Genomic DNA, 13203 nt, shown 5'->3' with positions numbered 1-13203 from the left:
TAGAATATTTTACGGGGTAAATTTATAAAAATAAAATTTAGACAAACAAACCTTTAACATTAGCAGCGAATAATTTAACAGCAATTGCTAAAAGTATCACCCCAAACGTCTTACGAACTACTCCAAGTCCGTTTTCTCCTAACAAAGTTTCAATCTTTTTAGACGATTTTAGAACAACATAAACCAATATAATATTAAGTACAATCGCGATAATAATATTAATAGTATGAAATTGAGATCGAAGTGATAATAAAGTCGTCATAGTTCCTGCGCCGGCGATTAAAGGAAAGGCTAGAGGAACAATAGAAGCAGAACCTGGTTCTTCGTCACGATAAATTCTAATTCCTAAAATCATTTCTAATGCCAGAAAGAACAACACAAAAGAACCCGCAACGGCAAACGAATGCACGTCGATACCTATAAGGTTCAATAAGCCTTCTCCAACAAAAAGGAAAACAATCATAATAGCACCAGCCACAATAGAAGCTTTTTCAGATTCGATGTGTCCCACTTTTGCGCGTAGATTGACAATAATAGGAATTGAACCCACAATATCAATTACGGCAAAAAGCACCATACTAACTGTAATGATTTCTTTGAAGTCTATATCTAACATATCGCTTTGATTTTAAGGGATTAAAAACTGCTGCAAAAGTAGATAATAAAGTTAGGTGTTTTTTCAATACAATTCACTTTTGTTATAAAAACACGTTTTAGTTGTTAAAAAAGTGATATTTGTAACAAATGATTCTTTTTACCACAGAGATTCGCAAAGATTTTCCACAGAGTTACACAAAGATTTTAAAGTTAGATCTTGAAACCTTGTGAACTTAAAAAGTTCTGCTCCATAAAACTTTGTGTAACTCTGTGGAAACCTTTGCGTCCTCTGCGTTAAATTTTCCTTCAAACCTGTAGAAAAATTTGAAAGTATTTTATCTGCTTTCTTTGACTATCTTTGCACTTTATAAATTAGAGTATTTTAATATCATGTTTCAGTTAGGTAAAACTATTATTTCAGAAGATATTCTGGAGAAAGAATTTGTGTGCAACTTGTCTGCTTGTAAAGGGGCTTGTTGTGTTGATGGAGATGCGGGCGCGCCTTTAAATGAGGCTGAAACGAAAATCTTAGAAGAAATCTATCCAAAAGTAAAACCCTTTTTACGAAAAGAAGGAATTGCAGCAATCGAAGCACAAGGAACTTGGGTAACCGGAACCGATGGTGATCTTGAAACACCGCTTATTGATAATAAAGATTGTGCTTATGTGATTTTTGATGGAAAAACTGCGCTTTGCGGAATCGAGCAGGCTTACAACCAAGGAATTGTAGATTGGAAAAAACCAGTTTCTTGTCATTTATATCCAATTCGTGTAAAAGACTTCACAGAATTTGCTGCGGTCAATTATGATAAATGGGATATTTGCGATGATGCTTGTTCGTTAGGAAAAGAATTGGAAGTTCCAGTTTATAAATTTGTCAAAGAAGCGTTGATAAGACGTTTTGGAGAAGACTGGTATTTGGAGCTTGAAAAAGTGGCTGAAGAACATAAAAATTCTTAGAAAATCGGCTATTCTTATATAGTCTTTTTGACTATATATTTTGACTCAAAAGAATAAAGTTTTGACTCAAAAAAAACTTTTTAAAACTATTTTAAATCTCTTGCTTTTTATATTAAAAAGTCTATATTTTACGGGGCTTCACGAGATAACTCTTGTGTTTAAATAATTCATTTACAGTAAATTAGTTATTTGTATGAAAATGTTTCGAAAATTTAACGTTGTTAAAAACTACGTCAAATTGTGAATAAGTTTGGCTTTCATTTTTGACGTTAAATGACAATCTTTGTAGTCTACTGAATCAGTAAAAATTCAATAAAAAAATTAACAGAATCTGTCATGTCACAAATCGAACCAATATTACAAGAAAATAAAAACCGCTTCGTTATTTTTCCGATTAAACATCATGATATTTGGGAATGGTACAAGAAAATGGAAGCAAGTTTTTGGACTGCTGAAGAAATTGACTTACACCAAGATTTGACAGACTGGAATAATAAGCTGAATGATGATGAAAGATATTTCATTAAGCATATTTTAGCATTCTTTGCTGCTTCTGACGGAATCGTAAATGAAAACCTTGCTGAGAACTTTGTAAATGAAGTTCAATATGCAGAAGCGAAGTTTTTCTACGGATTCCAAATTATGATGGAGAATATTCACAGTGAGACTTATTCTTTATTAATAGATACTTACGTTAAAGACGAAGCAGAAAAAGCAGAATTATTTAATGCTTTGGAAGTTTTCCCTGCAATTGGTAAAAAAGCAGAATGGGCTTTAAAATGGATCGAGTCTGATTCGTTTGCTGAAAGACTTATAGCTTTTGCTGCAGTTGAAGGAATCTTTTTCTCAGGTGCTTTCTGTTCAATTTATTGGTTGAAAAAACGCGGTTTAATGCCAGGTTTAACTTTCTCTAATGAATTGATTTCGCGTGACGAAGGCGTACATTGTGATTTTGCAGTTCACCTTCACAATCACCATTTGGTAAACAAAGTGCCAAAAGAAAGAATTAAAGAAATTATTGTTGATGCACTAGATATCGAAAGACAGTTTGTAACTGAATCTCTTCCGGTAAGTTTAATTGGTATGAATGCTGGTTTAATGACACAGTATTTAGAGTTTGTTGCCGATAGACTTTTGGTTGAATTAGGATGCGAGCGCGTTTACGGATCAGCGAATCCATTCGATTTCATGGACATGATTTCTCTTCAAGGAAAAACTAATTTCTTTGAAAAACGTGTTGCCGAGTATCAAAAATCTGGTGTGATGAACACAGACAGCGATGCTCAGAAAATTTCATTTGATGCAGATTTTTAGACAACAAAAATACTTTTAGCATCTACTCTTCTAGAGGTGCTGAAAAAAAAGATTAACAGAATATTTTAAGGTTGAATCTCTTTCCCAAATCGCAGATTCAATGACAATTTTTGACGTATTTAAATTCGATTTTCGAATTTGAAACGAGTAACTATTGAGAATTCGGTAATTCTCAAAAAATAATTTAAAAACACGCAATGTTTAAGTGCTGGAAACCGTTTTTCTAGTGTCTTTCATTTTTTCAATAACTAAATTTAGTAAGCTTATGTATGTAGTAAAAAGAGATGGCCACAGAGAGCCCGTAATGTTTGATAAGATTACAGAAAGAATCAAAAAATTGTGCTACGGCTTGAATGAGCTTGTAGATCCGGTAAAGGTAGCGATGAGAGTTATCGAAGGATTGTATGACGGAGTTTCTACTTCTGAATTGGATAACCTTGCGGCAGAAACTGCAGCATCTATGACTATTGCTCACCCGGATTATGCACAATTAGCAGCTCGTGTGGCAATTTCAAATCTACATTCTAATACAAAAAAATCTTTCTCAGAAACGATGAAAGATATGTATCACTACGTAAACCCAAGAAACGGTCAAGACGCGCCGTTAATTGCTGATGACGTATATAAAGTGATTCAGGAAAATGCTGCTTTTTTAGATTCTCACATCATTTACACAAGAGATTTTAATTACGATTACTTTGGTTTTAAAACCTTAGAGCGTTCTTATCTTCTTAAAATAAACGGAAAAATCGTAGAGCGTCCACAGCACATGTTAATGCGTGTTTCTGTTGGTATTCACTTAGACGATTTAAAATCGGTTATTGAAACTTACGATTTAATGTCTAAAAAGTTCTTTACGCATGCAACGCCAACGTTGTTCAATGCAGGAACTCCAAAACCTCAAATGTCTTCTTGTTTCCTTTTGGCAATGCAGGATGACAGTATTGATGGTATTTACGATACATTAAAACAAACAGCAAAAATCTCGCAGTCAGCGGGAGGAATTGGACTTTCTATTCATAACGTTCGTGCAACAGGATCTTACATCCGTGGTACAAACGGAACTTCAAACGGAATTGTTCCGATGTTGAGAGTTTTCAACGATACGGCTCGTTACGTAGATCAAGGTGGAGGAAAACGTAAAGGAAGTTTTGCCATTTACATCGAAACTTGGCATGCTGATATTTTTGATTTCTTGGATTTAAAGAAAAATACAGGGAAAGAAGAAATGCGTGCGAGAGATTTATTCTTCGCGATGTGGACATCAGATTTGTTCATGAAACGTGTTCAGGAAGATTCAACTTGGACTTTAATGTGTCCTAACGAATGTCCAGGGTTATATGATGTTTACGGAGATGAATTCGAAGCTTTATATACAGATTACGAATTTAGAGGAAAAGGTAGAAAAACTATCCGCGCTCGTGAGTTGTGGGAGAAAATCCTAGAATCTCAAATCGAGACAGGAACGCCATATATGTTGTACAAAGATGCAGCAAACCGTAAATCGAACCACAAGAATTTGGGAACAATTCGTTCTTCGAACTTGTGTACAGAGATTATGGAGTTTACATCTAAAGATGAAATCGCAGTTTGTAACCTAGCTTCTATTTCGTTGCCAATGTTTATTGAAAACGGAAAATTCGACCACGAAGCGCTTTACAATGTTACAAAACGTGTAACTCGTAACTTGAACAAAGTAATCGACAGAAACTACTATCCAGTAAAAGAAGCTGAAAACTCAAACATGCGTCACCGTCCGGTAGGATTAGGAGTTCAAGGTTTAGCAGATGCTTTCATTATGTTACGTATGCCTTTTACAAGCGATGAGGCTAAAAAATTAAACCAAGAGATTTTCGAAACCTTATACTTCGCTGCAGTAACCGCTTCTATGGAAATGGCAAAAGAAGAAGGTCCATATTCTACATTTGAAGGTTCTCCAATGTCACAAGGAGAATTTCAATACAACATGTGGGGTATGAAAGATGAAGAATTATCTGGTCGTTGGGACTGGGCTTCATTAAGAAAAGAAGTAATGGAACACGGAGTTCGTAACTCATTATTGGTTGCGCCAATGCCAACAGCATCAACTTCCCAAATTCTTGGAAACAACGAAGCTTTTGAACCATATACATCAAACATTTACACACGTCGTGTATTGTCTGGAGAGTTCATCGTAGTAAATAAACATTTACTAGAAGATTTAGTAAAATTAGGTTTATGGAACGAAGATTTGAAACAAGAAATTATGCGTCATAACGGATCTGTTCAAAATATAGATAAGATTCCGCAAGACTTAAAAGATCTTTATAAAACAGTTTGGGAAATGTCGATGAAAGATATTATCGATATGTCTCGTCAAAGAGGTTATTTTATTGACCAGTCTCAATCATTGAACTTGTTCATGCAGGATGCCAACTATTCTAAATTAACGTCAATGCACTTCTACGCTTGGCAGTCAGGTTTAAAAACAGGAATGTATTACTTAAGAACAAAAGCGGCTGTAGATGCGATTAAATTCACATTAAACAATGATAAAAAAGAAGAAACAGCTCCATCATTAGTGACAGAAACTGAAGCAATCAGTGTTGAGGATTACAAAGCTATGCTTTTAAAAGCTCAAGCAGCAGATCCTGAAGATTGTGAAATGTGTGGAAGTTAATTTTAGATTTTAGATCTTTAAAAATATAAAAGCAGTTATTGTAATGATAACTGCTTTTTTTTATTTTATATTTGTTTTTTAATAGTAAAAATAATACAAATATCAAAATGCAAATTGATACGTATAATAGAATTGCAAAACAATTAAAAGAAGAATATTCTAAACTATCAGATTTTGAAATTTTATCACTAGCAATTCAAATACAGAGAAATCAAATTTTAGAGAATGGATTGGCAGTTAGCTCATCAGATAAATATCCGAGTGCGCTAGAGGCAATAGCTATTGCACTAGGATATGAAGAAAGTAATTCCGTTACTATTACTGATGTTTTACGAAATATTGTAAATAGGGAAGAAGCTTAATTATTTTTAAATGTTAGGATCAATTAGTTGCACTTTGGTGCAACTTTTATACATTTGTACTTTATGAGTTATAATCAAAAGATTAGAACTGTCATTTTTTTTAAAAATTATTTCAATGAATTTTTTGTCAAACAAAAAGAAAAAGTTCAACAAAAAATAGTTTGGACGATTAATTTAATTGAAGAGCTTGATAGAATTCCCGAAACGTATTTGAAATTTATTGAAAACACAGATGGACTTTATGAAATTCGAATACAACAAGCAAATGATATTTTTAGAATTTTTTGTTTTTTTGATGAGGGAAAATTAGTTGTATTAGCTAATGGATTTCAAAAGAAAACTCAGAAAACACCAAAGAAAGAAATTAAAAAAGCTTTAAAAATTAAAAAGGAGTATGAAAACGAAAAATAAGAACCTAACAACCTTAGAAGAGTTTAAAGAGCAACATTATGGAAAAATTGGAACACCAAAACGAGACGAACTAGAATCGGGATATGAAAATTTTAAAATTGGGGTATTGCTTCAGGAAGCCAGACTTCAAAAAGGAATGACTCAAGAAGAACTTGCATTAAAAGCGGGAACAACAAAATCGTATATTTCTAAGATTGAGAATAACGTAAAAGAAGTTAAATTTTCGACCCTGCAGAAAATTGTAGAGCTTGGTTTGGGAGGTCATTTAGAGCTGTCAATTAAATTATAATTTGAAATAAATGAATTTATTAGAAAGAATATTTCAGAATAAAAAAGAGTTTTACAATCTCGCTTTGGAATATTTTCAAAATATAAATTCAGCAATATATGAAGATACTAAATTCGATATGATTGTTTCAAAATCAATCTCTATTTTGATTGACCACGATTTTATTCCAACTCCTTGTATTGAGATCAAATTAGAACTTCGCAAGAATCAGATTAAGAGAGGTAATTATTTTCTTTATGTTAGTGAAAATAAAGAATTCATAGATGAGCTTCTAATAACATAACTCGTGGTTGAAACCACAGGCTGATTATGACTGCTCAATATTAAATAAACAATATCTCAAAAAAATCACCGTTCTAATATTACCAAAGACTTTTAAAACTTAGCACCTCAGAATCTTAGCGACTTAGCATCTTTTAAAATTAAACCTTTAAAAGAAAGTCAAGTCTTATTGTAATAATTTCTGAACGATGAAAAAAAGCAGTCTTTGGTCCCTTCGATTAGGTTTTTCAGGAAAACAAGCTTCAACAATTGAAAAACTCGGATTAGAAAAATTTCTAAAACATTCTTACGATTCAAAGTTTGACACAGAAATGCCAGCGTTTCTGCAAGATCAGCCTAAAAACACTTTAGAGCTTAAGCAAGTTCGGGAATTAGTCAAAAATTCAGATCCAGAAACCAAAAAGGAAATTCAGAAAAAAGAAAATCAAGCAACCGCCGCACTTAAAAAGTGGTGGATTGCCAAAATGCGTAATGACAAATTTCCATTACGCGAGAATATGGTTTGTTTTTGGCACAATCATTTCGTTTCCACTTCTCAAAAAGTAAAAATCAATTACTGGATTTACCAACACAATATGATTTTACGCGAAAATGCTTTTGGAAATTTTAAAGATTTAACCAAGCAGATTCTGAAATCGAATGCAATGGTGCGCTATCTCGATAATGGCGATAATAAAAAAGGTAAAATCAACGAAAACTTAAGCCGTGAATTACTCGAATTATTTACCATTGGAATTGGAAATTATACCGAAGATGATATTAAAAATGGCGCCAAAGCTTTGGCAGGTTTGAATATTGGCGATGACGGCGCTGTTTACAGAAAAAATATCGAAGATAATAGTGATAAAACCTATTTCGGGAAAACCGGAAATTGGAAAGCAGATGATTTAGTCGATATTATTTTCGAACAGAAAAACATTCCGTATCTCATTACTAGAAAAATTTTAAAATGGTTTGTATATGATAATCCGCCAGAAGAGTTAGTGGTGTATTACGGAGATTATTTTAGAAAACAAAAGTTTGAAATCGAGCCTTTGCTGACAAAGATTTTTACTGAAGAATTTAAAAAAGAGAATTCGGGAAATAAGATTAAAGACCCGTTGGTCTATATTTTACAGCTTTGCGATGAATTGCAGATTGAGAATGTTGATGATGCCGCAATTATGGCATTTATAAAACAGCAGGGAATGGATTTGTATAATCAGATCAATGTAAAAGGCTGGGATGGCGGAAATTCATGGCTGACTTCGCAGATTTATCTCCAAAGAAACAATACATCCGATTTATTATGCAGTGGCAAAAGCCTAAACAGAAAGGTTTTAAAAACTATGGTAAACGGCGTCGAAAAAGAAAAATCAGAATATGAAAAAACTGCGGTAAAAGTAGTTTTTGATTCGGATGGAAATAACAAAACCATTATCTCTGAATTGTCAGAAAGATTGTTGTTTTCTGTCAGCAATTCGGCTCAAAAAGACATGGAGAATCTTTTGAAATATGATTTCGATCCAAAAGATCCTCATGCCGATTTTGCTGTGGTCAGAGTTTTTAATTATATCACAAAACTGCCTGAATATCAATTAATCTAGAAAATAAGAATCATGAATAGAAGAAATTTTCTAACGTTAACAGGAACATTTACAGGCGGGATGCTTGTACTTCCTAGTTTTTTACATGCTTTTGGTTCGCAGCCCAATTTAGTAATTGGTGAGCAATGTATTGTTTTTGTGCAGTTGAATGGCGGAAATGACGGTTTGAATACTTTTATTCCGTATGATGATCCATTGTATTATGAGCTGAGAACAAAAATTGCATTGAATAAAGATGCAGTTGTGGGAAAAAATAACGGAATGGCTTTTCATCCGTCGCTAAGAAATTTTGCTCAAATGCAGCAAAATGGAGATTTAACTGTAATTCAGAATGTCGGTTATCCAGAACCTATTCGTTCGCATTTTAGAAGTCAGGAAATCTGGCAGACTGCGACAGATTCTAATAAATATATAAATGAAGGCTGGTTGGGAAGATTTTTAGATCTGCAATGCAACGGCCATCAGGCGACTGCGGGAATAAATTTAGATTCGATTGATAATTTAGCTTTAAAAGGAGTAGAGCCTAATTTTATAACGGTGAAAGATCCAGATCGATTTAAAGTGAAATCTAAAGAAGAAAATGTGACTTTGTCTAAAAATCCGCATTTAGATTTTGTTCGAAAAATTGCTAATTCTGTTACCGAAGGTTCAGATGAAATCCAGAAAGCTTTAGCAAAATCTAAAACGGAAATCAGTTATCCTAAAACAGAATTATCTAAAAACCTGGAATGGATTGCAAGACTAATAAAAGGAAACTTAAATTCAAAAGTATATTACACTTCACTTAACGGATTTGATACGCATGATAATCAGCTTTCAATTCACGAACGAAAATTGACAGATTTAAACGATTCGATCTATAGTTTTTATTCAGATCTAAAAGAAGCGCAGTTATTGCAGAATGTCACCGTTGTAGTTTTTTCTGAATTTGGGCGACGTGTAAAAGACAACGGAAACGGAACGGATCACGGAACTGCAGCGCCAATGTTTATTATTGGAGGAAATAATAAAGGAACGATTTTAGGAAAAAATCCAAATTTAGCCGACTTAGACAATGGCGATTTAAAACACGAAATAGATTTTAGAAGTGTTTATGCTTCTTTATTAAAAGAAAAAATGAATTTCGATTATTCTAAAATTGGGATTGCTAATAAGCCGGTTTCGGGATTGTTTGCATAATCGCAATCTTGTCATTTCGACGAAGGAGAAATCTCCGTTAGAAAACTCTACAAAGATTGGCGCTTTTGATTACGGATTTACTTGCGGAGATTTCTCCTTCGTCGAAATGACAAATAAACCGAATTTTGCTGGTAAATCATCTTCGAAATACTATTTAAATATAAAAAAACTTAGAACCTTAGCACCTCAGAATCTCAGAGCCTTAAAAAAACCAATTGTAAATATCTCATTTCAAGCCGATATTTTTATATTATCCTACAAAACCTCCTAAATTTGTTAAGAAATCCTTTTTTGTTTCATAAAATGCATTATTTTTTTTGGTGCAGTAAAAATAATTTATACATTCGCAGAGAATTTATTGAAAAACACAAACAAAATGTCTAATAACCGTTTTTATTTTAGCAACTCTTTTTATTTCTTCTTTAGTAGAAGTAAGGATTGTGCTATGGTTATTTGAGAAATATAAAATACAAATAAAACTAATATACAATCCTGATGCAAATCAGGATTTTTTTTTGAATATATGACAACGAAAATTGCAATACAAGGTATAAAAGGTTCTTTTCATCATCAGGTTGTGAAGGAGTATTTTTCTGAAAATGTGGCTATTGATGAGTGTTTGTCTTTTGAAGAATTAGTCGACAGCCTTCTTTCTGGAAAATCAGACCAAGCAGTTATGGCGATTGAAAATTCGATTGCAGGGCCAATTATTCCAAATTATGCTTTGATTGACAAGAATAATTTACACATTATTGGAGAGCATTATTTGAGCATTCACCAAAATTTAATGACTTTAAAAGGTCAGAAAATCGAAGACATAAAGGAAGTTCATTCGCACCCAATGGCACTTTTGCAATGCATGGATTTCTTAAAGCAATATCCAAACATCAAATTGGTTGAAGATAAAGATACAGCCGAAACAGCAAGAAGAATTCAGGAAAAACAATTAACCGGAATTGCTGCAATAGGAAGTAAAGTAGCTTCAGAAATGTATGATTTAGAAATCATTGCGCCGGAAATTCAAACGATCAAAAACAATATGACCCGTTTTGTGATTATCAAAAAGCAAAATTCATTTTTGCCAGAAAACGAAATCAACAGAGCTTCAATCAAATTTGAATTAGATCATAAAAGAGGAAGTTTAGCAGCAGTTTTAAACGTAATGAGCGACTGCAAACTGAATTTGACAAAAATTCAGTCACTTCCAAAAATCGAAACACCTTGGAAATATTCATTTTTCGTAGACGTAACATTCGAGAAATATGAAGACTTTGCAAAAGCAAAAGCATTACTGAATATAATGGCAGAATATTTAAAAGTTCTGGGAGAATACAAGAATACAAAACCTTTTATTGGTTAGATGTTATTAGTTAAAAGTTAGAAGTAAAAAAGAGCCTAAAGCCTAAAGCTTACGGCCTAAAGCAATATAAAAATGATTACAACAGCAAAACGATTAGATACAGTTGAAGAATACTACTTCTCATCAAAATTGAGAGAAGTTCGTCAATTGCAGTCTGAAGGAAAATCGATCATCAATATGGGAATTGGAAGCCCTGATTTGAGTCCGTCAAAAGCAGTAATTGAAGCAGTCGCTGCAGCAATTCAAGACGAAAACAGACATGGTTATCAAAGCTATCAAGGATTACCGGAATTGAGGCAGGCGATGGCAGATTTTTATAAAGATCAGTTTGGTGTTGAAGTGAATCCTAATAATGAGATTTTACCTCTGATGGGTTCGAAAGAAGGAATTATGCACATTTCGTTAGCATTTTTAAATGAAGGCGATCACGTTTTGATTCCGAATCCGGGTTATCCAACTTATACTTCAGTAACCAATTTGGTTCAGGCAGTTCCTGTTTATTATGATTTGAAAGAAGAAAATGGCTGGGAACCAGATTTTGAAGCTCTTGAAAAATTAGACCTTTCGAAAGTAAAAATTATGTGGCTTGGATATCCTCACATGCCAACAGGAGCGAGAGGAAGTTTAGCGTTATTTGAAAAATTGGTTGCTTTTGCTAAAAAACACAATATATTATTGATAAACGACAATCCGTATAGTTTTGTTTTGAATGATAACCCGATGAGTTTATTGCAGGTTGAAGGAGCGAAAGAGGTTGCTTTAGAATTAAACTCACTTAGTAAAACATTCAACATGGCAGGCTGGAGAGTCGGAATGGTTTTAGGAAATCCTGAAATTATTGATGCAGTTCTAAAAGTAAAAAGCAACATGGACAGCGGAATGTACTACGGAATTCAGAAAGGTGCGATTGTGGCTTTAAAATGTGATAAATCGTGGTTTGAAGACCAAAATAAAATCTACAGACGCCGCAGAGAATTGACTGAAAAGTTAGCAGAAAAATTAGGCTGCGAAGTGTATAAAGAAGGAGTTGGATTATTTGTTTGGGCAAAGCTTCCTGAAGGAATCGAATCATCAGAAAAGTTCATTGACGAAATATTATATGAGAAACACATTTTCATCACGCCGGGAACAATCTTCGGAAGCAATGGTGAAGGATATATTAGATTCTCATTGTGTGTGAAAGAGGAAAAAGTACAGGAAGCGATAGATCGATTTTAGTAATTGTAGATATCAGATTTTAGATTTTAGATTTTCAGGCTGAGCGTCTCGAAGCTTCGGGAAAAGCCTTTTTTAATTGGAATTTGGAATTTAAAATTTTGGAATTTAAAGAAATAGTATGAAAGTATACGTAATAGGAATAGGATTAATAGGCGGTTCGATGGTGCTGGACATCAAAGACCAACATCCTGATTCGACAATTTTTGGAATTGATAATAACGAAAAACATTTGCAGGAAGCAATTGATTTAGGAGTTATCGATGAAGCAGGAAGTTTTGAAGATTTGGCTGAAGCCGATTTTGTAATTGTTTCGGTTCCGGTTGATGTGGCGCTGACAGTTTTGCCTAAAGTTCTGGATTCGGTTGGAGATAAAACGATTGTTTTTGAAGTAGGTTCAACGAAAAAGCCAATTTGTGAAGCAGTAGCTAATCATCCGAAAAGAAGAAATTTTATCGCTACGCATCCGATAGCAGGAACGGAGTTTTCGGGACCTTCGGCAGCGATAAGAGGTTTGTTTAAAGGAAAGACAAACATTATCTGCGAAGTGGAAAAAACCACTTTTAAATTGCAGGAAAAGGCATTAAAGCTTTTCAGCGAAATAGGAATGAGGATTCGATATATGGACCCGACTTCGCACGACAAACACATTGCTTACGTTTCGCATTTATCGCACATAAGTTCGTTTATGCTTGGGAAAACGGTAATGAACAAAGAAAAAGACGAACAGGATATTTTTGATATGGCTGGAAGTGGATTTGAAAGCACCGTTCGTTTAGCAAAAAGTTCACCGGCAATGTGGACACCGATTTTTAAGCAGAACAAGGAACACGTTCTGGAAACATTAGAAGAATATATTTCAAATCTCAGTCGGTTTAGGGATTTGTTGAAAGATGAAAATTACAACGCCATTTTTGAAGAAATGGAAAGCACAAATAAGATAAAAGAAATACTAAACGGATTAACAACAACTAAAAAGTAAATTAGAA

General features: G+C 33.6%; 13 protein-coding genes. 12 read left to right on the top strand and 1 reads right to left on the bottom strand.

The genetic code is table 11. The features are described 5' to 3' along the window. Positions 1-37: 37 nt before the first annotated feature. On the bottom strand, positions 38-616 hold the full coding sequence (locus QMG60_RS02495; RefSeq protein ID WP_281866768.1) for a MarC family protein: 579 nt from the start codon (positions 614-616) through the stop codon (positions 38-40). A gap of 371 nt (positions 617-987) precedes the next feature. On the opposite strand from QMG60_RS02495, the gene QMG60_RS02490 reads away from it, so the two are divergent. From QMG60_RS02490 to QMG60_RS02435, 12 genes are all read left to right on the top strand, one after another. After that, entirely contained in the window at positions 988-1557 is a 570-nt protein-coding gene (locus QMG60_RS02490; RefSeq protein WP_057115087.1) for a DUF3109 family protein, read from the top strand. Between the two features lie 336 nt (positions 1558-1893). Further along, on the top strand, positions 1894-2871 hold the full coding sequence (locus QMG60_RS02485; protein ID WP_057115086.1) for a ribonucleotide-diphosphate reductase subunit beta: 978 nt from the start codon (positions 1894-1896) through the stop codon (positions 2869-2871). 265 nt (positions 2872-3136) lie between these two features. Then, positions 3137-5530 (top strand): ribonucleoside-diphosphate reductase subunit alpha, encoded by a 2394-nt coding sequence (locus tag QMG60_RS02480; RefSeq protein WP_281866767.1) that lies wholly within the window; start codon positions 3137-3139, stop codon positions 5528-5530. 107 nt (positions 5531-5637) lie between these two features. Then, a complete protein-coding gene (locus tag QMG60_RS02475) occupies positions 5638-5892 on the top strand; it encodes a histidine kinase (RefSeq protein WP_281866766.1) in 255 nt (84 codons plus the stop codon). A gap of 63 nt (positions 5893-5955) precedes the next feature. After that, positions 5956-6303 (top strand): type II toxin-antitoxin system RelE/ParE family toxin, encoded by a 348-nt coding sequence (locus QMG60_RS02470; RefSeq protein WP_281866765.1) that lies wholly within the window; start codon positions 5956-5958, stop codon positions 6301-6303. After that, positions 6287-6592 carry a helix-turn-helix transcriptional regulator gene (locus tag QMG60_RS02465; protein ID WP_113676624.1) on the top strand — a complete coding sequence of 102 codons (306 nt, stop codon included), beginning with the start codon at positions 6287-6289 and terminating at the stop codon, positions 6590-6592. The genes QMG60_RS02470 and QMG60_RS02465 overlap by 17 nt, the downstream gene beginning before the upstream one ends. Before the next feature lie 10 nt (positions 6593-6602). Beyond that, positions 6603-6875 carry a hypothetical protein gene (locus tag QMG60_RS02460; RefSeq protein ID WP_281866764.1) on the top strand — a complete coding sequence of 91 codons (273 nt, stop codon included), beginning with the start codon at positions 6603-6605 and terminating at the stop codon, positions 6873-6875. Positions 6876-7062: 187 nt separating this feature from the next. Next, entirely contained in the window at positions 7063-8460 is a 1398-nt protein-coding gene (locus tag QMG60_RS02455; protein WP_281866763.1) for a DUF1800 domain-containing protein, read from the top strand. A gap of 12 nt (positions 8461-8472) precedes the next feature. Beyond that, complete coding sequence (locus tag QMG60_RS02450; protein WP_281866762.1) at positions 8473-9639, top strand: DUF1501 domain-containing protein; 1167 nt, start codon at positions 8473-8475, stop codon at positions 9637-9639. Positions 9640-10162: 523 nt separating this feature from the next. Further along, entirely contained in the window at positions 10163-10999 is an 837-nt protein-coding gene (locus QMG60_RS02445) for a prephenate dehydratase (RefSeq protein ID WP_134142596.1), read from the top strand. A gap of 72 nt (positions 11000-11071) precedes the next feature. Next, on the top strand, positions 11072-12217 hold the full coding sequence (locus QMG60_RS02440) for an aminotransferase class I/II-fold pyridoxal phosphate-dependent enzyme (protein WP_281866761.1): 1146 nt from the start codon (positions 11072-11074) through the stop codon (positions 12215-12217). A gap of 118 nt (positions 12218-12335) precedes the next feature. Beyond that, a complete protein-coding gene (locus QMG60_RS02435; protein ID WP_057115077.1) occupies positions 12336-13196 on the top strand; it encodes a prephenate dehydrogenase in 861 nt (286 codons plus the stop codon). Positions 13197-13203 lie beyond the last annotated feature (7 nt).

Origin of the sequence: Flavobacterium sp. GSB-24, assembly GCF_027924665.1 — a bacterium.
Taxonomy (GTDB): Bacteria; Bacteroidota; Bacteroidia; order Flavobacteriales; family Flavobacteriaceae; genus Flavobacterium.
The sequence above is the reverse complement of the archived record's forward strand: the minus strand, read 5'-3'. Positions and strand labels throughout refer to the sequence as shown.

Coding starts and splice junctions, on each gene's coding strand:
- QMG60_RS02495 (WP_281866768.1), bottom strand. CDS start 616: ATGTTAGATATAGACTTCAAAGAAATCATTACAGTTAGTATGGTGCTT.
- QMG60_RS02490 (WP_057115087.1), top strand. CDS start 988: ATGTTTCAGTTAGGTAAAACTATTATTTCAGAAGATATTCTGGAGAAA.
- QMG60_RS02485 (WP_057115086.1), top strand. CDS start 1,894: ATGTCACAAATCGAACCAATATTACAAGAAAATAAAAACCGCTTCGTT.
- QMG60_RS02480 (WP_281866767.1), top strand. CDS start 3,137: ATGTATGTAGTAAAAAGAGATGGCCACAGAGAGCCCGTAATGTTTGAT.
- QMG60_RS02475 (WP_281866766.1), top strand. CDS start 5,638: ATGCAAATTGATACGTATAATAGAATTGCAAAACAATTAAAAGAAGAA.
- QMG60_RS02470 (WP_281866765.1), top strand. CDS start 5,956: ATGAGTTATAATCAAAAGATTAGAACTGTCATTTTTTTTAAAAATTAT.
- QMG60_RS02465 (WP_113676624.1), top strand. CDS start 6,287: ATGAAAACGAAAAATAAGAACCTAACAACCTTAGAAGAGTTTAAAGAG.
- QMG60_RS02460 (WP_281866764.1), top strand. CDS start 6,603: ATGAATTTATTAGAAAGAATATTTCAGAATAAAAAAGAGTTTTACAAT.
- QMG60_RS02455 (WP_281866763.1), top strand. CDS start 7,063: ATGAAAAAAAGCAGTCTTTGGTCCCTTCGATTAGGTTTTTCAGGAAAA.
- QMG60_RS02450 (WP_281866762.1), top strand. CDS start 8,473: ATGAATAGAAGAAATTTTCTAACGTTAACAGGAACATTTACAGGCGGG.
- QMG60_RS02445 (WP_134142596.1), top strand. CDS start 10,163: ATGACAACGAAAATTGCAATACAAGGTATAAAAGGTTCTTTTCATCAT.
- QMG60_RS02440 (WP_281866761.1), top strand. CDS start 11,072: ATGATTACAACAGCAAAACGATTAGATACAGTTGAAGAATACTACTTC.
- QMG60_RS02435 (WP_057115077.1), top strand. CDS start 12,336: ATGAAAGTATACGTAATAGGAATAGGATTAATAGGCGGTTCGATGGTG.